At 40.7% G+C, this 23,035-nt stretch carries 26 protein-coding genes and 3 tRNA genes; 11 read left to right on the top strand and 18 right to left on the bottom strand.

Annotated features, from left to right (window positions below; all coding sequences use genetic code 11):
- The first annotated feature begins 1,940 nt into the window (after positions 1 to 1,940).
- Positions 1,941 to 3,137 carry a hemagglutinin repeat-containing protein gene (locus DXZ23_RS13960; protein WP_021723940.1) on the top strand — a complete coding sequence of 399 codons (1,197 nt, stop codon included), beginning with the start codon at positions 1,941 to 1,943 and terminating at the stop codon, positions 3,135 to 3,137.
- Here DXZ23_RS13960 and DXZ23_RS13965 read toward each other — a convergent pair.
- Positions 3,134 to 3,784, bottom strand: a complete 651-nt coding sequence (locus DXZ23_RS13965; protein ID WP_017805306.1) for an IS1595-like element ISHpa1 family transposase — start codon at positions 3,782 to 3,784, stop codon at positions 3,134 to 3,136. The two genes, DXZ23_RS13960 and DXZ23_RS13965, sit on opposite strands and share 4 nt — an antisense overlap.
- Positions 3,785 to 3,997: 213 nt before the next feature.
- Between DXZ23_RS13965 and DXZ23_RS13970 the strand changes: the two genes are divergently transcribed.
- From DXZ23_RS13970 to DXZ23_RS13990, 5 genes are read left to right on the top strand one after another with little or no spacing between them, the layout of a single operon-like run.
- Positions 3,998 to 5,077, top strand: coding sequence for a VENN motif pre-toxin domain-containing protein (locus tag DXZ23_RS13970; protein WP_035695637.1), 1,080 nt, complete (start codon positions 3,998 to 4,000; stop codon positions 5,075 to 5,077).
- Entirely contained in the window at positions 5,071 to 5,442 is a 372-nt protein-coding gene (locus DXZ23_RS13975) for a hypothetical protein (protein WP_017805016.1), read from the top strand. The genes DXZ23_RS13970 and DXZ23_RS13975 overlap by 7 nt, the downstream gene beginning before the upstream one ends.
- 55 nt (positions 5,443 to 5,497) lie before the next feature.
- The gene (locus tag DXZ23_RS15705) at positions 5,498 to 6,448 is read left to right on the top strand and encodes a NucA/NucB deoxyribonuclease domain-containing protein (protein ID WP_021723943.1); all 951 of its coding nucleotides are present in this window, start codon (positions 5,498 to 5,500) and stop codon (positions 6,446 to 6,448) included.
- Between the two features lies 1 nt (position 6,449).
- Complete coding sequence (locus DXZ23_RS13985; protein WP_017805014.1) at positions 6,450 to 7,034, top strand: hypothetical protein; 585 nt, start codon at positions 6,450 to 6,452, stop codon at positions 7,032 to 7,034.
- A 33-nt stretch (positions 7,035 to 7,067) separates the two neighbouring features.
- Positions 7,068 to 7,769 carry a hemagglutinin repeat-containing protein gene (locus DXZ23_RS13990; RefSeq protein WP_017805013.1) on the top strand — a complete coding sequence of 234 codons (702 nt, stop codon included), beginning with the start codon at positions 7,068 to 7,070 and terminating at the stop codon, positions 7,767 to 7,769.
- Between the two features lie 280 nt (positions 7,770 to 8,049).
- Here the strand turns inward: DXZ23_RS13990 and cgtA are convergent, their stop codons facing one another.
- From cgtA to rplU, 4 genes are all read right to left on the bottom strand, one after another.
- Positions 8,050 to 9,222, bottom strand: a complete 1,173-nt coding sequence (gene cgtA, locus DXZ23_RS13995; RefSeq protein WP_017805012.1) for an Obg family GTPase CgtA — start codon at positions 9,220 to 9,222, stop codon at positions 8,050 to 8,052.
- An 8-nt stretch (positions 9,223 to 9,230) separates the two neighbouring features.
- Complete coding sequence (locus DXZ23_RS14000) at positions 9,231 to 10,151, bottom strand: DMT family transporter (protein ID WP_017805011.1); 921 nt, start codon at positions 10,149 to 10,151, stop codon at positions 9,231 to 9,233.
- Positions 10,152 to 10,316: 165 nt separating this feature from the next.
- The gene (rpmA, locus tag DXZ23_RS14005; protein ID WP_017805010.1) at positions 10,317 to 10,574 is read right to left on the bottom strand and encodes a 50S ribosomal protein L27; all 258 of its coding nucleotides are present in this window, start codon (positions 10,572 to 10,574) and stop codon (positions 10,317 to 10,319) included.
- Positions 10,575 to 10,594: 20 nt separating this feature from the next.
- Positions 10,595 to 10,906 (bottom strand): 50S ribosomal protein L21, encoded by a 312-nt coding sequence (gene rplU / locus DXZ23_RS14010; protein ID WP_017805009.1) that lies wholly within the window; start codon positions 10,904 to 10,906, stop codon positions 10,595 to 10,597.
- A 237-nt stretch (positions 10,907 to 11,143) separates the two neighbouring features.
- Here rplU and ispB point away from each other — a divergent pair, with 237 nt between their 5' ends.
- Together ispB and DXZ23_RS14020 are read left to right on the top strand one after the other, a co-directional pair.
- Positions 11,144 to 12,115 carry an octaprenyl diphosphate synthase gene (gene ispB / locus DXZ23_RS14015; RefSeq protein WP_017805008.1) on the top strand — a complete coding sequence of 324 codons (972 nt, stop codon included), beginning with the start codon at positions 11,144 to 11,146 and terminating at the stop codon, positions 12,113 to 12,115.
- A gap of 24 nt (positions 12,116 to 12,139) precedes the next feature.
- Positions 12,140 to 12,883 carry an epoxyqueuosine reductase QueH gene (locus DXZ23_RS14020; protein WP_017805007.1) on the top strand — a complete coding sequence of 248 codons (744 nt, stop codon included), beginning with the start codon at positions 12,140 to 12,142 and terminating at the stop codon, positions 12,881 to 12,883.
- Between the two features lie 372 nt (positions 12,884 to 13,255).
- Here DXZ23_RS14020 and trxA read toward each other — a convergent pair whose 3' ends face one another.
- From trxA to DXZ23_RS14035, 3 genes are all read right to left on the bottom strand, one after another.
- Positions 13,256 to 13,609, bottom strand: coding sequence for a thioredoxin (trxA, locus tag DXZ23_RS14025; protein WP_476499094.1), 354 nt, complete (start codon positions 13,607 to 13,609; stop codon positions 13,256 to 13,258).
- A 77-nt stretch (positions 13,610 to 13,686) separates the two neighbouring features.
- Complete coding sequence (locus DXZ23_RS14030) at positions 13,687 to 14,682, bottom strand: 2-hydroxyacid dehydrogenase (RefSeq protein WP_017805005.1); 996 nt, start codon at positions 14,680 to 14,682, stop codon at positions 13,687 to 13,689.
- Positions 14,683 to 14,699: 17 nt separating this feature from the next.
- Positions 14,700 to 15,809: a methionine biosynthesis PLP-dependent protein gene (locus tag DXZ23_RS14035; RefSeq protein WP_035695657.1), complete on the bottom strand. Its 1,110-nt coding sequence runs from the start codon at positions 15,807 to 15,809 to the stop codon at positions 14,700 to 14,702.
- A gap of 315 nt (positions 15,810 to 16,124) precedes the next feature.
- On the opposite strand from DXZ23_RS14035, the gene DXZ23_RS14040 reads away from it, so the two are divergent.
- The 3 genes from DXZ23_RS14040 (at position 16,125) to DXZ23_RS14050 (ending at position 16,402) form a co-directional block, all read left to right on the top strand.
- Positions 16,125 to 16,200, top strand: a tRNA-Gly gene (locus DXZ23_RS14040).
- 11 nt (positions 16,201 to 16,211) lie between these two features.
- Positions 16,212 to 16,285: transfer RNA gene (locus DXZ23_RS14045), tRNA-Cys, on the top strand.
- Positions 16,286 to 16,315: 30 nt separating this feature from the next.
- Positions 16,316 to 16,402: transfer RNA gene (locus tag DXZ23_RS14050), tRNA-Leu, on the top strand.
- A 40-nt stretch (positions 16,403 to 16,442) separates the two neighbouring features.
- Here DXZ23_RS14050 and DXZ23_RS14055 read toward each other — a convergent pair.
- The 10 genes from DXZ23_RS14055 to rdgC form a co-directional block, all read right to left on the bottom strand.
- Positions 16,443 to 17,534, bottom strand: coding sequence for a tyrosine-type recombinase/integrase (locus tag DXZ23_RS14055; protein WP_021723689.1), 1,092 nt, complete (start codon positions 17,532 to 17,534; stop codon positions 16,443 to 16,445).
- Between the two features lie 236 nt (positions 17,535 to 17,770).
- Positions 17,771 to 18,367: an N-6 DNA methylase gene (locus tag DXZ23_RS14065; RefSeq protein ID WP_021723949.1), complete on the bottom strand. Its 597-nt coding sequence runs from the start codon at positions 18,365 to 18,367 to the stop codon at positions 17,771 to 17,773.
- A 242-nt stretch (positions 18,368 to 18,609) separates the two neighbouring features.
- Entirely contained in the window at positions 18,610 to 19,260 is a 651-nt protein-coding gene (locus DXZ23_RS14070; protein WP_021723950.1) for a P22AR C-terminal domain-containing protein, read from the bottom strand.
- A gap of 249 nt (positions 19,261 to 19,509) precedes the next feature.
- Positions 19,510 to 19,770, bottom strand: a complete 261-nt coding sequence (locus DXZ23_RS14075) for a hypothetical protein (protein WP_021723952.1) — start codon at positions 19,768 to 19,770, stop codon at positions 19,510 to 19,512.
- A 101-nt stretch (positions 19,771 to 19,871) separates the two neighbouring features.
- Positions 19,872 to 20,366, bottom strand: coding sequence for a hypothetical protein (locus DXZ23_RS14080; RefSeq protein ID WP_021723820.1), 495 nt, complete (start codon positions 20,364 to 20,366; stop codon positions 19,872 to 19,874).
- Between the two features lie 122 nt (positions 20,367 to 20,488).
- Positions 20,489 to 21,214, bottom strand: a complete 726-nt coding sequence (locus DXZ23_RS14085; RefSeq protein WP_021723953.1) for an HP1-YO09 family phage-derived protein — start codon at positions 21,212 to 21,214, stop codon at positions 20,489 to 20,491.
- Positions 21,215 to 21,231: 17 nt separating this feature from the next.
- Entirely contained in the window at positions 21,232 to 21,537 is a 306-nt protein-coding gene (locus DXZ23_RS14090; RefSeq protein WP_017806843.1) for a Y16D family protein, read from the bottom strand.
- 1 nt (position 21,538) lies between these two features.
- Complete coding sequence (locus DXZ23_RS14095) at positions 21,539 to 21,883, bottom strand: hypothetical protein (protein ID WP_017806844.1); 345 nt, start codon at positions 21,881 to 21,883, stop codon at positions 21,539 to 21,541.
- Entirely contained in the window at positions 21,873 to 22,130 is a 258-nt protein-coding gene (locus tag DXZ23_RS14100; RefSeq protein WP_017806845.1) for a hypothetical protein, read from the bottom strand. The genes DXZ23_RS14095 and DXZ23_RS14100 overlap by 11 nt, the downstream gene beginning before the upstream one ends.
- Positions 22,127 to 23,023, bottom strand: coding sequence for a recombination-associated protein RdgC (rdgC, locus tag DXZ23_RS14105; protein WP_017806846.1), 897 nt, complete (start codon positions 23,021 to 23,023; stop codon positions 22,127 to 22,129). The genes DXZ23_RS14100 and rdgC overlap by 4 nt, the downstream gene beginning before the upstream one ends.
- Between the last annotated feature and the right edge of the window lie 12 nt (positions 23,024 to 23,035).

Here is a 23,035-nt window from a genome sequence, read left to right on the forward strand (position 1 = left end):
AATGCTCGCCTACTTGGGCGAGAGTTTTCTCGATTTTGGGATGTTTATGTCACACAACGTATTGAACGGCAAACTAAAGTGAAAGAAACGCATCCTGGAAAAATTCTCAGTGGTGGTGATATTGATTTTTCAGGCGAGGTGGAAAATAACCGTAGCCAAATCATTGCAGCAGGTGTGATCCACAACACCGCTGATCCCGCAAAACGAATTAACAATATTGAAGAAATAGGGATGACCCAAATTGATGATATTGGTAATCAAGAATGGACCTATTCTCGCTGGCGTGGTGGATTTAAACGTTACCACCAAAGAGAGTGGACAGGACGACACGCACATAGGCGACGCACAGAAACTCCATTGCCGTTAAACCAAGCTCAAGTAGAAAGTTATTCGGCATTATATGCCTCAATGCAACAAAACGAGAATGAAATTCGACATATTCAAGCTAATATAAGCTTGCCAATCTCAAGCTTGTATCGAATTCATCCAGAGGGGCAAAAACCATTAATTGAAACTGATCCGCAATTTACCGATCGCAAAAAATGGTTGAGCTCAGATTATATGTTCGATGCCCTACGCAGTGAGCCACAAAATATCTTGAAACGCTTAGGTGATGGGTATTATGAGCAACGTGTAGTTCGTGATCAAATTAACCAGCTCACAGGGCGAATGTTCTTGGATAACCAACAAGATCTTGAAACGCAATACAAAGCTTTGATGGATAAAGGCATTTCCTTTGCAAAACAATTTCATTTAACCCCTGGTATTGCCCTGAATGCTGAGCAAGTTGCTGCTCTCACCTCAGATATTGTTTGGTTTGAACCTCAAACCGTCACCCTACCAAGTGGCAAAACTGTTGAAGTGATTGCCCCGCGTGTTTATGTGGTGGCGAACAAAGGCGATTTAAACGGCGAAGGGGCGTTAATCTCCGCCAATGTGATTGATTTACGCACCGCCCATTTAAACAACCTTGGCACGATTGCAGGGCGAAAAATCGCCTTGTTAAACACGGACACATTACGCAATGAGGGAACGATTCAAGGCAACAAAGTTGGCATTAAAACCACAAGGAATTTTGATAACATCGGCGGAAAAGTGGAAGCCGAACGAGGGTTATTTATTGATGTCGGCGGCGATTTCACCCACCAAAGCACCACCCATAGGACAGAGGTGGATCTTTCCCATTTCAAACGCAGTGAAACCACCCTCGCCCGCAAAGCCTTGCTTTATGTGAAAGGCAAAGAGGGGGAATTGCGTTTAAGTGCCAATACTATCCTCAGCCAAGGGGCAGACATCATTAACGAGGGGCAAGGGGATACGCTCGTTAATGCAAAAACAGGGCTAAATCTAACCGCACTTTCTGTCGGTTTTGATGAAAAAATGGGTAAAGGCGACCATTACCGCAATGAAAAAGTTCAAGAGGCGGTGGTAAGCCACATCAAAGGCAACGGTGATGTGCTATTAAGTGGACGAGATATTACTGCCGAAGGGGCGAACCTTGAAAGTGCGGCACATTTAAAAGCAGTGGCAGAAAATGACATTGTGTTGAATGGGGCAAAAGAAAGTCGCCATTTTGAAGCCTTCCATAAAACGAAAAGTGGTAGTGTTGCAAAAGTGACTAAAACCCGTTTTGACCAACCGCAATCTGAAACGCGCGTGGGAACACAAGTAAGTGGAAATCAGGTGTTGCTGGCAGCCGGTAACGATGCTAAAGCCAAAGGCGTGCAAGCGATTGCTGAGAATGATTTGCAGGTTCAGGCAGGTCACGATGTGGATATTGCCGCAGACACCAATCACTTCAAGAATATTCATAAGGAAACCAAAAAAAACTCAGGGGTGTTTACCAGTGGGGCGGGATAACCTTTGGCTCTATATCAGAAAAGCATGATTATCAAACAGAGGGTTGGACACAATCCGATGCCCGTAGCACATTAGGTTCGATGAATGGCAACATTCGCATTGATGCGGGAAACCACGCCAATGTCTTAGGCACAGATATAATAACCTCGCGTTCTCATCAAATTGACCTTGCAGGGGCAAGTGCGAAAGTCGAAGCGGGGAAAGACATTATTGAGACTAACACGAAGCATGAGTATAAACAATCGGGGGTAACCCTTTCGGTAAGCACACCGGTAACGGATATGGCACAAGCCGCGTATAACAGCCTCAAACGCAGCCAACAAGTGAGCAATCCTAAACTCAAAGCCTTTTATGCAATGAAAGCGGCAGAAGAAACCGTGATGGCAGCACAAAATGTGAGTAAAGGGGCAGAAACGGTTGATGCCTTACGCAACGGTAATATGCAAGGGACTGGCACAACCGCTAGCCCAAGTGTAAAAATAAGCATTGGCTACGGTAGCCAAAAACAAACGCAAACGAGCGAAACACAACAGATTGAGCATCAAAAATCCACGATAAACACAGGTACCTTCAATGCCACTGCACGCAGTGAAAAACTCCGCTTTGAAGGCGTAGAGGCAAACGCCGCCCTGATGTCGCTGTCAGGTAAGCAAGGTATTGAAGTTAAAGGGGTGAAAGATGAAGAGCACCAACGCACAGAAAATAAATCTGTTGGGGGCAGTGTGGAGGTATTTGTTGGTACCAATGGCAACAGCTATGGTTTTGGCATTGAAGGCTCAGTGAATGTAGCGAAAGGCAAATCCAACTCAGATAGCGAGCGTTGGCAAAATAGCCATTTGACAGCGGATAAGGTCATCATTCATAGTGAAGCGGGTGAGCTTACGCTTGATACGGCTAACCTCAAGGCCAAACGTCTTGAGGCAGAGGTGCAACATCTCAACATTACCAGCCGACAAGACCGTGAAAAATACGAATCAAAACAAGTGAGTGCAGGGGCAAGTGGCTCGGTTGCATATGGTTCAGGTGGCGGGGCTTCCGTGAATACGGCTTACAGCAAGGCGAAAGTGGATTATGCCCAAGTCAATGAACAAGCAGGGATTTCAGTGGGTGAAGGGGGAATGAATGTTAAGGGTCATCAGCACACCCAACTGAATGGCGGGGTGATTGAAAGCGAGGCGGAAACAAGTAAAAACCGTTTACAAACGCACTCGATTTCAAGCACGGATATTGAAAACCACAGCGAGATAAAAACGGAAGGGGCTGTCCTAGATAACTAGACTAAACTCCCTTTAACCAATTGTTTTAAAATAGAAATTTGACTTTTTATGTTGCTGTAATTAAAACGCCATTCACATTCCTTTAAATAAAGCTCAAAATGCGCTTTTGGGATACCATTAAATTTGCGTAAATGGCGTTTTGCTTGGCTCCAAAAATTCTCAATTCCGTTAATGTGGTTATGATTTTCAGCAAAATGTGTGCTGTGATTGATACGAAAATGACTAAATTCACTCACATCAAGCACGTCATAACTACGATAATTATCGGTGTAAACAATACTATCAGGCTTTACCTGCTCCCGAATAATGGGTAACAAGGTGGCAGATTGCGTATTTGGAACCGCAACGGTATAAACCTTGCCATTGCGCTTGAGAAGCCCGAATACCGCAATTTTCCCTGCCGCACCACGACCACGTTTGCCTTTGCGAGCACCGCCAAAATAACTTTCATCGGCTTCAATTTCACCTTCAAACATCTCTAAGTGAAGGCTGTTTTGATAGATGAGTTGGCGTAAACGATGAAAGTAATATGCGGCAGTCGTTTTGTTTACATTGACTAACTCTGCTGCTGTCCTTGCAGTAACACCTGCAACAAATAGCTCAATGAGTTTATTTTGTTTGTGCTGACTTAGACGACTTTTTCTCATTGGTTCATTCTAACCTAAATAGATTTTTTAGTTGTTATCTAGGACAGCCCCAAACGGAAAGTGCGAGCATCAGTGCGGGAAGTGGCGGCATCAACCCAATGCAAGCCCTTAGCAGTGCCTTGAGTTTATTGGGGAATAGGCACGAGAGCAGTCGAAGCCACACGAAATCAGCCATAAGCCAAAACATCGCAATCCAAACAAAAACGCGAAGCGTTGAATAAACTGAGTTTAGAAAAATTCCAAGCGGAAGAAAGATACGGCAAAGACAGCCCACAAGCGAAAGCCTTAAGCAACCAAATGCAAGCCTTACAACAGCAGTTAGACCAAGAATTTGGGCTAGGCAGTGAAAAAGGGATGGCGATTCGGGCAGTCACGGCGGCATTACAAAGTGCGGTGCAACAGGACAAAGCAGGGGCAATCACCGCTCTTGCCTCGCCTTACCTCAACCGAGAAATTCACAAGCTCACAGAGGGCGACAGCACAAAAGAAAAAGCCGCCAACCTCATGGCTCACGCGTTGCTTTCTGCGGTGGAATTTCAAGTTACGGGGAAAGACCCTCTCACCGGTGCGATGGCGGGCGTAACAGGGGAAGCGACAGCACAATATCTCACCAAAGCCCTATACAACAAAGCCCCGAGTGAACTCACGGCAAGTGAAAAAGAAACCATCAGCAGCCTAAGCCAACTGGCAGGCGGCTTAGCGGGGGCATTTACGGCTAACGCAAACGGCAGTAGTGAAAAGCAAGGCGGAAGTTTCCTTAGTGGTGTGGCTGGAGCTGAGACGGCTAAGAGGGCGGTGGAAAATAATAATTTCTTTAATTATACCCCAACTCAACTAAATGATATGGCAGAAAGAGCTAAAGGAAAAGATCTGGCTGATGAATTGGATGCAGAAGCTAAAGAAGCTGCTATTCCTCATTATGTTGCAATAGAGGGAGGGATCTATAAATTTGGTGGAAAAATTGCCATAAATACAAGAACAGGAGATCTTTTTTATTCTCAAACTCCAACACTATCTATTATTTCGGATCCAATATCTAATTTTAAATTAGGTTTGGGGGTTGAGCTAGGCTGGATCCCAACTTTAAGTTCTAATGAAATTAGGAATATTGGTTCTTCAATTAATAATGTTCTTGAAGGAGCTAGTATTGGTGGAAAGGCTTGTTATAGTATTTATTGTGTTAGTGGTGGTTCAACTTTACCTACAAGTGTTACTACAGAAACTCACCAAACAATAGGAATTGGTTTAGGAGGTGGATATTCTTTTGGTGGAGAGGTAATGAAAAAATGGTAAAGATAAATGGCTTTATGGGATTATTTTTTCTAATAGTATTTTTTATGATTACTTCATTTCATTCTTGTAGTCAAGAAAGTAGAAGTCTAGAATATAAATCTCAAGCAGGTCAAAGACTACTATATCAACTTAACAAAGAGGGATTATCAAAGAATATAATAGATATAGATGGGTTTAAATATTATAAAATAGTTATCACTTTCTCAGGGGATAAAGAAAGATATGAAGAATTCTTAGAAAAGTATAATTATTTAAAAGTTAATTCTAATTATTACTGCAAAGATGGCAATTTAATTGAGATATATAATAATGATATTAATACTGTTTTAAAATATACATATAACTCACATCAATGCTCTAGTTAGGTAAAATTTTGATTATTGTGTATTCGCAGATGCTATTATTTCTCCACAATGACGAATGCCAAACTGTAACTGCCCTTATGGGGCAGTGGCTTCAGGCTTAACCGCTCAACAAACAGGCTCAAGGAATAATACAGTTGGCATTCTCAACGCCGCATCATTAGGGGGGATTGGGAAGAGGGCGGTGGGGAATAACTACCTTAGTAGCCTAGATGTAGAGCATTTTATTCAAGAATTGGAGAAGGCCCAAAAAGAAGGGCGAGATACAAAACCGATTATTGAGAAATACCAAAAAATCAGTGCGGAAAATCGTCAGAAATTGCTAGCTTGTAACGGAAATGTTCTCTGCGAGTCAGGGCATTTATATCAAATGAATGCGGGAGCAGAAGAAGTTGAACGCAACCTAGGTTTCTTTAGTCGAATGACAGTACCTTATCCAAATAATCTGAATGAGAATAATCGAATTCTATTATCAACACTAGTTGAGCAAGAAAATGCAAACAGCTTTAATCAGTTGTCAAGTGGCACAAAAATTGGATTGAGTGCAATAGAATTAGGTGCAGCAATAGGCGGAACAGGTTTAATAACAAAAGATAGTTTAGGTAAATTTAAATTATCCAACGCGAATGCGAATAGTAAATTGCCTGTTGTTGGTAATGTTACGGAATATGGAGATATTAAAGTCAATGGTATTATTACGGTTTCAAAAGCTAAATATCCAGAAACTGCAACACATATTAATGATGCTATAAATAAAGGGCACCCTAATATTCTTACCATAGATCGTAAGGGGGCTGCTAAGAGAAGAAGAGAAGCATTATCAAATATTCCTGCCAAAAAAGGATTTGATAGAGATGAATATCCACCTGCAATGTTTGCTGAAGGAGGAAAAAATTCTTCTATACGCTATATTTCTCCATCTGATAATAGAGGTACAGGAAGCTGTATTGGTATTCAATGTAGAAAATTTAACGATGGTGATAAAATCAAAATAGAAATTAGGGAGTAATATGAATTACACTAAAAAATTATTAGAAATATCTAAACCTATAAGTAATAAACCAGATATTTCACTAAATATCCCACAAAAAATCAAAATGCTATTTAATGAGTTTAATAGCTATCAGTCTTTTGAAGGGGCATTAAGGATTTGCTGCTGGAAAGAAATTGGTTTTAGAAATATATTAGGATGGGATGATTTTATGAGGAGAAATATAGACAAAGATACTTTTTTCTTTGCAGACAATATAATTGGAGACGGTTTTTGCTTGAAGAACGACTTATTCTTTAAATATGATTTTGAAACAGGGAATTTTGAGTTTATGGGAGAGGATTTAGAACAATTCGCTAAAACTCTCCTACTAGATTATAACTATTTTACTGCTTATTCTTTAGCAAAAGAATGGCAAATAAAAAATGGAGTAATTACTTCAAAAGAAATACTCCTTCCTAAAATTCCATTTATTTTAGGAGGAGAGTATAAGCATGAAAACTTAGTAAAAAAAACTATGAAATATGGATTAGAGAAGAAAATAGAAATAAAAAAAACATTAGAAAATATACCTGATGGAGAAAAAATAATATTTGAAAATTGATATTGAAATTTTTAAATATTATTAGATATAAAAATGCGATGGCAAAATGTGGGTGTTGAAGTGGGCATGTTCGCTCAAGCGGGTCCACAAACGGGCGTGGGGGTGTATGCTACCGTGGGCGGCGGTAGTCAAAAAATGGACGCGGAACGCACCATTTACCACAACAGCCATTTAGACAGTGAACAGATAACCTTCAACACGCAGAACAATTTAACCCTGCAAGGGGCAACCGCCAAAGCAAACCGCATTGATGCCAATGTAGGCGGAAAACTACATATTGAAAGCCTGCAAGATGTGCAAACACTCAAAAGCAAAAGCAGCCAAGCAGGCTTGAGTGTGAGTATCAGCATCGGCAATGCGTGGGGTGGCAATTTGGGCTTCAGTGCTGACCGAGCCAGCGAAAACTATCGCCAAGTGAGCGAACAATCAGGCTTGTTTGCGGAAGAAGGCGGCTATCACATCAATGCCAATCAGGTTCACCTCAAAGGCGGGGCGATTGCAAGCCAAAACGGAGAGAACAGCGAACTTGCCACCAATCAGCTCACAGCGGAAGACATTCAAAACCGCTCTTCAAGCCAAGCGATGAGCGGTGCGGCGAGTTTTGGAATGAGCCATCAAGAAGGGCATTTTGAGGAAGAAGGCATGGGCAAGGTGGTGAAAAATCCTGAAAACTCGAACCTTGATACCAGCAATCTTAAATGGGTAAAGGAAAGCACTTCCCCAAGCGTTATATAGTTTAGAGATGAAAGAATGGTATCACAGAATTAATTATGCCATTTTATTGCGGATATATTTAACCAATACTTAGAAGCAGAAGTGCCGAAAGATATTCATGCAGATATGAAATCACGGAATAAAAATGCTTTTGGTATGATAGGATATAATGATGAGATATTGTTAGAATAAAACTTGAGCGTTTCCTTTTTTGTTTAGATTGATTTGAACATTCATATTCTAAACGGGGAAACGCTCACTTTTTATAGTGAATTGTCAGATTAAGTCTGATCTTTTACGGTTAAGGTTTATAGATAATTTCTACCCCTTCCTCATCGTCTTCCGACCAATCATCCCAATCTTCATCGTCTTCATCAAATTGATGTTCAGCAAGTTGTTCTTGATGATAGTCATCCCATTTGAACTTCACTTCTTCTGGGTTCTCTGGTTGCTTTTCTTCCTCTCTTGGGTGAGCGTCTAAATAATCCATAATATCACGGCAGAGTGCTGGCACATTTTTTCCTGTCGCAGCGGAAATGAGGTAATAATCGCCCTCCCAACCTAAACGTTCAAGGATTTCTTTTGCTCGCTCGTGCGCTTCTTCATCGGACATTGTGTCGATTTTGTTAAACACGAGCCATTGGGTTTTATCGGCAAGTTTTTCGCTATATTGGAAAAGCTCGCTTTCAATAATGGCAATGTTATCCGCAGGATCGCTACCATCAATTGGGTTGATGTCCACAAGGTGAATGAGGACGCGACAACGCTCTAAATGTTTTAAGAAACGAATACCTAAGCCAGCCCCTTCAGACGCACCTTCTATTAAACCCGGAATATCCGCAATCACAAAGCTGCGGTTTTCATCAACCCGAGCTACGCCCAAACTTGGCACAAGGGTGGTGAATGGGTAATCTGCCACTTTCGGCTTGGCTGCGGAAACAGCACGAATAAAGGTAGATTTTCCTGCATTCGGCAAGCCAAGCATACCCACATCAGCGAGCAACATTAATTCCAATAACAAATCACGTTTTTCGCCCGCTGTGCCGTTGGTTTTTTGCCGTGGTGCTCGGTTTACGGAAGATTTAAAACGGGCATTGCCTAAACCGTGATAGCCACCTTTGGCAATCAACATTTTTGCCCCGTGTTTGGTTAAATCGCCCAACACTTCTTTGGTATCGTTATCAATGGCTCTTGTTCCCACTGGTACGCGTAGGGTGATGTCTTTACCGCGGCGACCTGTGCAATCTGAGCTGCGACCATTTTCACCACGTTCAGCGGCAAAACGCTTTTCAAAACGGTAGTCCACGAGGGTATTCAGATTTTCATCGGCGATTAAATACACATCGCCACCATCTCCGCCATCACCACCGTCAGGTCCCCCTTTAGGGATAAATTTTTCGCGGCGGAAGCTCACACAGCCATTCCCGCCATCGCCCGCCTCAACGCGAATTAAGGCTTCATCAATAAATTTCATTGTTTCTCCTAGTTATGATTCTTTATAAATTTGTGTCCAATTGCTGAGAACATCGCACCAAGCACGACGACCAACGCTCCGATATAGCTTAGGCTATTAAGTTCTGGTGCGGCAAAATCTTGTGCGTCAAGAAGATGCAGCAAATGGGAAAATAAAATAGTAAATAAAGGGACGAGGGTTACCACCACACTGACTTTCGCCACTTCCCAACGATTTAAGGCTTCGGCGTAAGCACCGTAGCCGATTAATGTGTTTAAACAACAGTAAATAAAGCAAATTAGCGTTAAGCCGTTTAGTTCTTTCACTTGATTAAATTCAGCGAAAGGCGTAAAGAGGACGGCACAGCCGAAATAAAACATCAACAGAATTTGTTGTGCAGTGAATTTGCGTAACATCAGTTTTTGTGCAAGCCCATAAGCTACCCAAATGAGTGCGGCACAAATGCTCAGTAAAATCCCAATTAGGTAATTATTCAGATGAGTAAACTGATCAAATTTATTATTAAAAAACAGCCCCAGTCCGACGATTAAAATTCCTAAACCGATTTTTTGGTGCAAGCCCAGCCTTTCTTTGAAAATCACCACACCGCAAAGTAACATTGCAAAGGAAGACAAATGGATAAATATTTGCGTTACTGAGGGTTCGGCAAATTTAAGTGCGGTGTTAAATAATGAGAAATTTCCCGCTAGCCCAATAATGCCAAACACGAGCAGCCCGACATAGTATTTATTAAATTCGGATAATTTCGGTAATTTTTTCGTTACGCCAAGCAAAAGGACTAAAGCAAGGCTTGCCACAATAAAGCGATACCAAACAATGGTTTGTGGACTCATTACACTCACCACTTGTTTTAGTGCAATGGGTAATGATCCCCACGCCATCGCGGTGATTAAGGCAAATGTAAATCCAAGTAAGGGCTGTTGTTTCATTACATTTCCTCCTTAATATGGGATCTTTGCGTAATTTCAAGTTGCTATGCCAAGTATGCCAGCACGTTGAATAGGTTAAATTAGGATTTCATTAAGATTGAATGAGTATAAATAAAAAAAAGCCTCACGAAACTGTGAGGCATTTTATTCTGTCTATTTGTAAAATTAGTCAGCGATGATACTAACGTATTTGCGATTTTTCTCGCCTTTCACTTCAAATTTTACTTTACCATCAGCAGTTGCGAATAAAGTGTGGTCTCTACCCATACCTACGTTAGCACCAGCGTGGAATTTTGTACCACGCTGACGAACGATAATGCTACCTGCTAATACTGATTCGCCACCGAAGCGTTTAACACCAAGGCGTTTAGCTTCAGAATCACGACCGTTACGAGTTGAACCACCAGCTTTTTTAGTTGCCATCTACTTGATCTCCTCTGAAATTATGCTTGAATCCCAGTGATTTTCACTTCTGTGAACCACTGACGATGACCTTGTTGTTTACGACTGTGTTTACGACGACGGAATTTAACGATTTTTACTTTATCGCCACGACCGTGTGAAACCACTTCAGCCACTACTTTCGTACCAGCTACAACTGGCGCACCAATTTTAACATCTTCACCATTAACGACCATTAACACTGAGTGGAATTCAACGCTTTCGCCAGTTGAAATTTCAAGTTTTTCTAAACGAACAACTTGACCTTCGCTTACTCGGTGTTGTTTACCGCCACTTTGGAAAACTGCGTACATAAATACTCCGCTAGATATTGTGCTTTAATGTTTAAGTCATTTCGCACATCAAAATTCATATAAATAGGTCGCGAATTCTACGGAAAAACAATGCCGATAGCAAGAATTTATTTGCAATAAAATAAAAAAAGTTAGATTTATGCGTGATTGATTTCAGAAAGCGAAGAAAATCAGGTAAAATCAACCGCACTTTTAAGATAATAATGAACGTTCGCAATGATAGAGAAAAGCAAACTTATGGATATTAAGGCAATCCAAGCGTTAATTAGCGAGGATATGCAACAAGTGAATGCCACCATTTTGGCACAATTAAACTCCGATGTTTCGTTGATTAATCAGTTAGGCTACTACCTCATTCAAAGCGGTGGGAAACGCATTCGGCCAATGCTCTCTGTGCTTGCGGCAAAAGCGTTGGGGTATCAGGGGACACAGCATATCACCTGTGCAACGTTCATTGAATTTACCCATACCGCCACCTTATTACACGATGATGTGGTTGATGAATCAGAAATGCGTCGTGGCAAGCCAACCGCCAATAGTGAATTTGGCAATGCGGCCAGCGTGTTAGTAGGTGATTACATTTATACTCGCTCTTTTCAGCTAATGACGGATACTAACTCGCTGAAAATTCTAAAAATAATGTCCGATGCTACCAATGTGATTGCGGAAGGGGAAGTGCAACAATTAATGAATATGAACGACCCTGACACCACAGAAGAAAGCTATATGCGTGTTATTTATAGCAAAACCGCACGTTTATTTGAGGCTGCTACCCAATGTTCCGCCATTGTGGCAGGGGCGAGCGAAGCGCAAGAGTTTGCATTACAACAGTACGGACGCTATTTAGGCACAGCGTTTCAACTTATTGATGATGTGCTGGATTATCAAGCCAATGCCCAAACCTTAGGCAAAAATATCGGCGATGATTTAGCCGAAGGCAAACCAACCTTGCCTTTATTACACGCAATGCACAACGGCGATGAAACCCAGCGTCAGCTCATTCGCAATGCTATTGAACAAGGTGGGCAACGTGATATTTTAAATGACGTGCTTGCCATAATGGCACAACAAGGCTCGCTCACCTACACTATCAAAAGAGCAGAACAAGAGGCACAAAAAGCCATTGATGCCATTGCTATTTTGCCTGAAAGTGAGTATAAACAAGCACTGATTTCTTTGGCTTATTTATCAGTGGATAGAACAACCTAATTTTATTTTTAGCTATTATTTATTATGGAACAACAAACTAATCACGAAACCAACAAAAGTGCGGTGGAATTTTCGCAAAAATCGCACCGCACTTCACGTAAAGCACAAAAAGATCCGAATGCCCCTTTTGTGCGTGAAAAATTAACCCTACCAAACGGACACCAAAAACTATTGCTCCATTCTTGCTGTGCCCCTTGTTCGGGGGAAGTGATGGAAGCGATTTTGGCCTCTGGCATTGAATTTACCATTTATTTTTACAATCCCAACATTCATCCGCTGAAAGAATATTTAATCCGCAAAGAAGAAAACATTCGTTTTGCGGAAAAATTTGGTATTCCATTTATTGATGCTGACTACGACCGCCAAAATTGGTTCGACCGAGCTAAAGGAATGGAAGATGAGCCAGAACGTGGCATTCGTTGCACAATGTGCTTTGATATGCGTTTTGAAAAAGCCGCACAATACGCACACGAAAACGGCTTCCCCGTATTTACCAGTTGCTTAGGCATTTCACGCTGGAAAGATATGAACCAAATTAACGGCTGCGGACACCGTGCCGCAGCGAAATATGACGATGTAGAATATTGGGACTACAACTGGCGTAAAGGCGGTGGTTCACAGCGAATGATCGAAATCAGCAAACGCGAACGTTTCTACCAACAAGAATATTGTGGCTGTGTGTACTCTTTACGCGATACCAACCGCTGGCGGGAAGCCAACGGTAGGCAAAAAATCGAGATTGGGAAGTTGTATTATTCCAATGATTAATTAAGAAAAAAATCCTTAAAAAATGATCTGCCCCCAAAAGTTGGACTAAACAACCAACTGATTAAGGGCAGATTTTTTTATGACTAATGTACTCAACGTTTCAAACAGTAACTGCTCGACTTTTATCTTCAAAATGGAAAAAATCGTTCACTTACTCGCCAGTATTTTCAACTTACCGAAAAAATGTTAAATCGCTGGATTGCCAAATTTAATCATATGAACAGCCTTAATAAGTGATTCACGAGTGGATTCGCGACTACAATAATGAGTGTATTCAAATGAAGTGAAAAGGACTGAGTCCGCTGGAATATAGAACTCAGTCCTTGAATTAAAATGTCATCTAACTTTTTAGGGACAGATCACATATTAGACTTAACTATTTTGAGCAATGAATGTGGCTAATTGATTTTTAGGTAATGCACCCACTTGGGTTGCTACGGCTTTTCCTTCTTTAAACATCATTAAAGTTGGAATACTACGAACACCAAACTGTGCAGGCGTGGATTGATTTTCGTCAATGTTGATTTTTACAATCTTCACATTGTCGCCAAGTTCTGTTGCAAGTTCGTCTAAGATAGGACCGATCATACGGCAAGGACCACACCAAGGGGCCCAGAAATCTAATAATACAGGGACATCAGATCTTAACACGTCAGCATCAAAAGTTGCATCGGTGGTATGTAATACTTCACTCATTTTATTTTCCTTATTTTTATAGTTTGCCATTTTGGCGATTTCACTAATATGTGGTTATCATAGCATAAAATCAAGGTTACAACACTAATCGGTACAATTGCTAAAAGTTAAGAGGGCTGTACCAAGTTTGGACAAGGTTTGCCTGTTTTTAGGCTGTAAATATTTTCTAAGGTTACGTTAGAAATACTGGTTAGTGCTTCCTCCGTTAAGAAGGCTTGATGTCCTGTAAGCAACACGTTATGGCACGAAGATAAACGGCGGAAAACATCATCTTGAATTACTTCATTTGACTTGTCTTCAAAGAAAAGATCCCGCTCGTTTTCGTACACGTCCATTCCTAACGCCCCGATTTTACGCTGTTTTAAGGCATCAATAGCCGCTTGGGTATCAATAAGCGTACCGCGGCTGGTGTTAATAATCATCACCCCATCACGCATTTTGGCAAAAGCATCGCGATTAAGCAGATGATAGTTTTCAGGCGTAGCAGGGCAGTGCAGAGTAATAATTTGCGATCTGGCATATAATTCATCAAGCGAAACATATTCTGTACCCAATTCTTCCGCAACAGGATTTTTAAATGGATCGTAAGCCAAAATATGCATTCCAAAGCCTTTTAATATACGCATTACGGCAATGCCGATTTTCCCTGTGCCGATCACGCCAACTGTTCGCCCGTGCATATTGAAGCCAGATAATCCCTCAAGGGAAAAATTCGCTTCACGAGTGCGTTGATAAGCACGGTGGATTTTGCGGTTTAGGGTGAGCATTAAGCCAACGGTATGTTCTGCTACCGCTTCAGGGGAATAGGCGGGTACACGCACCACTTTAATACCAAGATCTTGTGCGGCTTTTAAATCCACATTATTAAAGCCCGCACAACGCAATGCCACCATTTTGACGCCAAGTGCGGCAAGTTTTTCCAACACTTTTCGGCTGCCGTCATCATTCACGAAAATACACACCACATCGCAATGCTCTGCCATTTTTGCGGTGGATTCGTTGAGCATAAAATCGAAAAACTCCAGATCAAAGCCGTATTTCACATTCACCAGTTCAAAATATTTGCGATCGTAATTTTTCGTACTATATACTGCAATTTTCATCGTTGCCTCTCATTTCACTATTTTAATTGAGCAAAGGCTTGGCGGAGATCGGCTTTCAGATCTTCCACGTCTTCCAAGCCTACAGAAAAACGCAACAGACAGTTGCACACGCCACGGGCAATACGCTCCGCTTCGGGAATATCCATATGGGTTTGCGTAGCTGGATAGGTGATGAAACTTTCTGTGCCACCTAAACTTTCCGCAAAAGTAATCAATTTAATGGCTTTTAAGAACGGATTTACCCAAGCCTCATCTTGCAAACGGAAAGAGAGCATTCCCCCTTTATTTGGATAAAGTACATCTTTCACTTGTGGCTGTTCAGCAAGGAATTTCGCGAGTTCTTGTGCATTTTTTTGATGACGTTCCATACGCAATGCCAAGGTTTTCATTCCACGAATCGTCAAAAAGCTATCAAATGGCGAAAGCACTGCACCCGCACCATTTTGAATATAGAATAGACGATCACAAAGTTCCTGCCCATTAGCAACCACCAAGCCCACTAAGGCATCATTATGCCCTGCGATATATTTTGTTCCGCTGTGGATCACAATATCCGCGCCACATTCCAAAGGACGGAATAGCACCGGCGTTAAGAATGTATTATCTACAATGAGTAATAAATTGTGCTTTTTCGCCAATTTTGCAATGGCTGGCACATCACATTCTTCCATTAACGGATTTGATGGCGTTTCCACAAAAATCGCTTTGGTATTTGGTGTGATCGCTTGCTCGATCGCTTCTAATGAAGCAGTATTCACGTAAACGGGTTTTACTCCGTGGGTATTTTTATAAGCAAAATCCAATAAACGATAAGTACCACCATATACATCGCTCGATACAATCCATTCATCGGGGGAAGCAAATAATTGCATAATCAATTGAATTGACGCCATTCCTGAGGCACAAGCAAAACCGCGTTCACCTCCTTCTAATTTGGCGATGGTTTCTTCTAAAACTGTGCGTGTTGGATTTTTCGTTCTGGTGTAATCAAAACCTGTACTTTCTCCGATACCGTGATGCCCGTAAGCAGTGGAAAGGAAAATAGGCGTGGAAACCGCGCCAGTGCGTTCATCTGTGCGATTTCCTGCTTGTGCGAGTAGAGTTTCGATATGGTATTGTTGTGTCATAAAATCCTCAAAAAATACAAAAAAACTGACCGCACTTTTAATCTCAATGAAATAGAAAGTACGGATAGAAATTAGTTTCATTTTGGCATAAAGCGATAAGGCTTTAAAGTAGATTTTATCTTTAAACAAATTAAGAGGCGAGCGTGAAAAAATATGTTGCATTAAAAATAAACGCAAAACGCCATTATTTTAGCAGAATGATTTCGTTGTGAGCTTTTTTTGTGCGATTAAATAAAATTTTTAATTTACAGCATTGACAGATTTTTATAAGTCAGTAAAATGCACGCCACTGACAGCGAATGTGTTGCAGCGAAAGCGGGAATAGCTCAGTTGGTAGAGCACGACCTTGCCAAGGTCGGGGTCGCGAGTTCGAGCCTCGTTTCCCGCTCCAATTTACGCTACGGCGTGTTAGCAAAGCGGTTATGCACTGGATTGCAAATCCATGTAGCTCGGTTCGACTCCGGGACACGCCTCCATAATGCAACCGCAGTCAGCAATATCACTCAGCCCGAGTGGTGAAATCGGTAGACACAAGGGATTTAAAATCCCTCGACTTTCGAGTCGTGGCGGTTCAAGTCCGCCCTCGGGCACCATTAAGGATTTAGTATTAAGTCGTAAGTTAATCCTTTCAAATCAGTAACTTACGGCTTTTTTCTTTTCTGGCTCTCCCTCCAAAATATCATTTTCAGCGTCAAGTTTTGTAGTGTCTAAAATGCACTTTGACGTAAGTTTGACGTGATTTGCGTAGCTCAGTAAATGGTCGGCATTAAGATGGGCATAGCGTTTTACCATCTCAAGTGTTTCCCAACCGCCTAGCTCTTTTAAAACCATCAATGGTGTGCCATTTTGAACGTGCCAACTTGCCCAAGTGTGGCGTAAATCGTGAAATCGAAAATCACTGATGTTGCACTTTTTAAGTGCCTGATTAAAATCAGGATAGCTAATTTCTTTGATTTGCTTATCTCGTCCACGGTGGAACACATAACGAGAGAGGCGTTGGGATTGCCGTTTTTCGATTACGGCTAAGGCATCTTTGCCGAGCAATAAGGATCTTGCACGCCCTGATTTGGCAACATCGCTACTGACAATGGCAATATTGCGAGAAAGATCTATTTTATCCCAGGTCAGCGATAAAATTTCAGTCATTCTTGCTCCTGTTGCTAATGCAAAAGTGCAAACGTCTTTCATCCACTCTAATTGCAATGCGTTGATCAAGTTCAGGGCTTGCGTTTGTGTGATCCATCTTACCCTGACTTTTGGCTCTGCATTGCGTGGTACATAAGGGATATGGTCGATCCAGCCTGCTTTTTGTGCAAGCGATAACACTCGCATTATAGAGCTACGGTAGCGGTTTTGTGTGGATAATGATAGTTTTTCTCCCGTACTGATTTTGTGGGTGGGGAGATTATTGACAATATCATCAGTTGTTAAAGAGCTAAGCGTTCGCCCTGCCAGCACAGATCGCCAATATTCCGTATGGCGGATTTTGGCATTGAGATTTTTTTGCCCTTTTGACGACTCAAGAAACCGCACAAGGGCTTCCTCGATGGTTCTTTCAGGCTTTTTATTGAGCTGTTCGACTTGCCAATATTCGTGTTTTAGCTTGTCGTGTAGCTCTTGGGCTAATTGTTTTTTAGTTGTTTGAGCAGAGCGTCTAATTCTCTGGCCGCTCGGTGTGGTAATATCGATCTGCCATACACCGAATTCATTTTTTCTGATCGGCATAATTTCTCCTTATCGCCGACCTGATCGTCTAATCGGCAAACATTGTGCGTTTTTTGCCGTTTTTGATCAAGCGTTGTTTTACTGACTCGCCATACCCGTGATCCTTCCATTTGAAAAAATCCCCAATGAAAGCGATGAGCATAAACTGCTCCATAGCTCATTTTGAGTTTACTGGCGACCTCTGAAATTGTTAGGGTTTCTTCCATATTCCCTCCAATAAAATAGGCTTTTTAGCCTTAGGTTGCATTTCTGGTAATCCCTATCTCATCTTCAAATGCCAGCAATCGCACGGCTTGGAGTTGAGAGGTGTTCTGTTGCAAATGGCATTCATATTCGCTAAGCAAAAAACTATCTTTCTCTACCTTAATGCCAATATCACGACCTTTGAAAACGATCTCGACATCAATAAAGGTGAATGCGTCCTCAAGGGCGTTTCCTAGTCTGATGTTGTTAATTAAGACGTGATCGACAAAATAGTCAAAGGGCTTAACGTGCAACATTGCGAGGCATTCGTAAAATAGGGATTTGAGGCGAGATTGGCATTCAATCACGTTATCAAGTTGAATATCTACGCCGTAAACGCTCGCTAGTGCTTGATACATATTCAGCACTTTGTAATAAGGGTGCTTTGGACCTACGAGGATTTTGCACAGCTTGCGGTTTAGAATGTCGTATAAAAAATTCCCCGTGCCACAGCTGGGTTCGAGGATTTTCTTTTCAGGCTCAAAGCTCTCTTCGGGTAAAAGTGCGGTCATTTTTTGCACCAGTTTTTGAGGTGTGTACACCTCGCCAAACGCTCTTACCCTCGCTTTGGATTTGGTGAGTTTTTCCATAGGGTTTCCTAATAAAAAAGCCTACAACGTAGGCTTGGGTTGAGTTAATTTTTTGTGATTAAATCTGTGGCTGTTCCGCAATAATGCCCATCGCAGTCAGCCCTCAAATCAAGTTCATACGCACACCACAACAAGCCGATAATCATTAAAATTCTGAACATATTTTCACCTTTTTGCTGAATTTGAGGTAAGCAAAACCGCCACACGGTTCACAGGGAAGTGCGGTCGGTTTTGGTTAAATTTTAGAAATCGAGATAATTTCTTGTTGGGGTGATTTTGGGTATCACTCTTTGCCAGTTGAGTTTGGTGGATTGTTTGAATGGCTCAATCAAGCGTTGCATTGTGGCTTGGCTTTCTTTGTGGTGGCGGTGATATTCGTGAGCGTGGCTGTACACGCTGCTGCTGAAAGTTGATCCAAGTGCATTGAGCGGTTCGTAAAGGTCAGCAAGTAAGGTGTTCATTCGTTCGTGGCTGAACCAAAGCCAAGCGAGTTGTTCGAGTTCGTACTCGGTGAACTCAAAGGTGTATGTTTTCTCTGGTTCGGGTAGGGCGAGTTGTTGCTGTTCTAAACTGTACTTACCTGTTTTTCTAATCTGCGGTAAGACTTCTTCAAATACCCAGTTTTGGAACTCGATCGCTTCGGCTTTATTTGATCTGAAAATGATCCGATATAAATTAGGTTCATTGATGAAAGTTACTTCTTTTTTGCCACTTGGAAAGCTGATATACATTTTATGTACACCAGCTTCATTAAATTTAAAACGGCTTGCATTTGCGTTACTTATGTTAAGGGCAAGGCATACATCAGTTAAGCAAAAGTGCGGTTCATTTTTGAAAAGTTCTATACGAACAGGGGTTGATTTGAAATCGAAAGTTGAGGTTTGATTTGACATAATTTTTTTATCCTTTAGGTATTTTATATTTCCCTACTGTTGAGATAGGGCGATCGGGTGCTTCAACACTGCCTAAAGTCAGCCTTTCGTTTTTCCTTACGGTATTGTATGTACGAAACGCCACCCGATCATAAAATCAGGATAAAAAAATACCGCACTTTAAATGCGGTTCATTCCGCTTTAGGTCAAGGTGTGTTGAGCACCGTTAGCGGAATAGTAAAATAAAAATCCCACCTTGTAAAGTGGGATTTAGGGATTATTTTTTGATGCTTGTGATAAAACTTGAAAAAATGTTGGGTAAAGTCGTTCGATAAGCTGGCGAACTTCTCGCATTTGTTCAAAATTTAAATTTGGCAGTCTTTCAATGATTTCCTTTTGCATATTTTGGCGCGCTGTTTCTTGTGTATCACGCACTTCACCAATTAATTTATTCACAGCTTCTTCTTCGGTGAGTTGGTGAATTTGGGCGTATTGTTTAATCCATTCCTGATTTTCTTTGCTCACTTTCATATTCTATCCCTTTAGATACAAAAAAAGCCGCTAACGTGCGACCAATCCCGACTTTCGTTTGAAAGTGGGGATATCCTAAATTAAAGGGCGGTGGTTGTCAATTAGATTGTAAAAGTTTTCATAACAAGTTGTTTATAAGCCTCAATAACTACTGAAAACTTACTTTGCTTGTCATCATCAATATTAATTCCGAAAGCTGGTGTGTCGTCAATATTCGGAAAAACAAATCTTATGGTATTTTCTGAAAGATAATAGGCTGTAATAACCAATCTAACAGGCTTCTTCGGGTAGGTTATTGCACTTTCTTCGAGCGCTAAAGATAAACCAAAAGTAATGCTTGGATTATGTAATTCATCATATTCTGCTTTAAGTTGATGTGACTCAGTTGGGGCTCCATCGCTATCGGTTACTCTGACGTAAGGTTCTGTTGGGCTTGGGTCGTTAAGTTGTTTTTTATAATATTTTTCTGTTAGCCCTAAATCCATTGCTAAGGCTAAACGTAATTGCCGAATTTGTTCTCTTAATATCGCGCGACGTTCAATCAAAATATGGTTGAATTGTTGGTGCTGTTTGCACAGATCTTGATATGTAATCATTAGTGCTCTCCTATTTTTTATCATTTTAAGGTACAAAAAAAGCCGTTAAAAAACGGCTTGGAAGTGCGGTTATCTTAATCTGAAGTTTGGGCGGTGTCAAATAAAAAGCCTAACTTGCTAGGTTAGGCTTGTGGTAGTTTTGGTAGTGGCTGCCAGTGCGTGACATCAACCGCTTTATCATCAAATGTACCGTAAATATTAACGGGTGAAAACCAATACTCACTACCGACAAGCTTTTTTACAATAATAAGTATTAACACTTTACCATCTATAACACATCTACCAATCACTTTGGTTCCTAGTGGTGGGAGTTGTTTATTTATATCAATCCAACCATTATTAGCATAGGCGTTATCATCATTTTTATACTCTACGTTATAATTTAACAATGCTTTAGCCATTGCTGTTGCACCTTTCTTAGTTTTAAAAACTACCCCTTGTGAAATCATTCGCTCATCTCTTTTACTGTATTTATAAAATGGGTCATCTTGCACACATTCAGGTGCGGTAAACCTTACATACCAGTATTTTCTACCATTTTCCCAAGTATTTAACGTTACTGGTTCAGGAACTTCGATACCGTTCACATAACGTTTCGGATCTTCCCACATTCCCGCAATAGTTAATCCTGCTTCGTCTGTACTCGCATTCAGAGTATCTGAATACCATCTACAAGGGATAATAATATTTTCGTGTGTGTAATATCCGAATAAATCTAATAACCCAATATAAGATTTATCTATATTTTTAGCTTCACTGTTTAAATCCAGTTTAATAAATGCTTTATATCCATTTTTTAATTTAACTGGCTCGCCTGCTAAGGCTTTTTCTAAATCAAATGGTTTCATCTTTATTACTCCTATAATTAATAAAGCATTTCTGAATATAATTTATCTGGTTCATAACCAATATCAAATTTAATTTGATTATTATTTTTTGCGATTTTTAATGCTTCTTTTCTATCTACAAACCGACTTTTATTAGTAAGAAATCCTTGTTCAACTTCTGCAAGTTCTTTATTTTCAAGGATTTCAATAACATCTCTGCCATCAGGTGAATAATGACGAACCATAGGAATAATTAATTCAGTACCTTTTCTACCTAAGTTAATCTCTTTTTGGTTTCGCTCAATAAATTTAATGGCAGCACAAACAATAAGCTCTGGGTGCATTTTATTTCTCCACTTGCTTTCCTGTGAAATGTTCAGTGTGTTTTTTATGAGCTTCTTGTATTTCTTTCTCTGGCTTGTGTGAACTTATCTCAACGCGATACCCAAATACAGAAGCGCAAAAAAATAAGAGAGCAAGCCAGCCTAATAGCCTCGTTAAGTAATCAAAAATAAAGGCAACCACATAATAAGCCCAAGCAAAAATAAGGCCGAAATTATCTTTACCAGCCTTGGCTTGCTTAATATAAGCATTACCTATATCCAAAGAATTAACAGTTAGAAAAACAAGTGATGTAGCAATTAAAAGTAAAGCTAATAAAAACCACCCTGATTCAATTTTAAAAGTCATTGTTTATTCTCCTTGTTATGTTTTTTTGCTTAAAATACGGTCTTTTTTTTACTTTCTTTCTTAATTTAAGAATATCTGCTTTTTGATTTTCGATAATTGTTCGCAAGCCAACAATAGTTTTATCTCGCTCTTCAATTATCTTCTGATATTCTTTACTTAATTCACTAACTTTTTCTGCAACTTTTCTTTCGAGGTAAATAAAATCATCTCTAAGCACTCGTTCAGCTAATCGTTTTATAATCTTCATATGCTTTCCTTTTCTCCACCAAATTCATTGAGCAATCTCTTAGTTAATTCTGAAATGGTTGCAGCCATTAATAAAAAATCCGCGTCAAAGCATTGAGCAATATCTTCTTTGGCAATGTCATCATTTTTCTCTTTGATTTCATCAGCAAATTTAAGGCGTTTGAGTGTGCCATCATCACAAAGTACAAAACTTAAATTCCCTTCCCATTCTAGAGCGATTTTTGTTACCACTTTTCCCGCCTCAAGTAATGAGTAAATTTCGTTGCTATCTAAATATTGTCGCTTAAATTTAGCTATGCCATCTTCTTTTAACCCCGTCAATTCGGCTTCTTCCAGCACGGTTAGCCAATCAGGTGCTTCATTTACCCAGTTTGTCATAACTAGCGATGCGTCATTTGCAAAGGCGAGTGGAATAACTGGCAATGAGCCTAGGGATTTACGTAGTAACGCTAATGCATCTTCGGCTCGTTTAGCGGAAGCCGCGTCCACATAAATCAACTGGTTTTGCGTATCAATCCAAAGTGCGGTGTAGGTGCTACGGGTAAAGGCTTGAGGCAAAAGAGAGGCAACCACATCATCTTTAATAGACAGCCTTTCGACTTTTTTGAGTTTACGCCCTTCTTTTTCTTCTAACGCTTTTACTCGGTTAGTTAGCTCTTTGGTTACGACATAATTTGGCAAGATTTTTTCTTCTCGCTGGGCCACAAGTAGGATTTGCCCATTTGCCTCAAAGCAGAGCTGTTCACTCGTGCTAAGTGGTGCAATCCAGCCAAATTTACTTGCCTCACTACTACCGCAAGGCGTAAATTCACACGCCTCAAGTTGGCTTGAGAGGTTGGAAAAATCCATCGCTTTTGTTAAGCGGTAAATCATTGCATTTTTAAACCAAAACATTTTCTTTTCTCC

Origin of the sequence: Avibacterium paragallinarum (assembly GCF_900450705.1) — a bacterium.
In the GTDB taxonomy this organism is placed as follows: Bacteria; Pseudomonadota; Gammaproteobacteria; order Enterobacterales; family Pasteurellaceae; genus Avibacterium; species Avibacterium paragallinarum.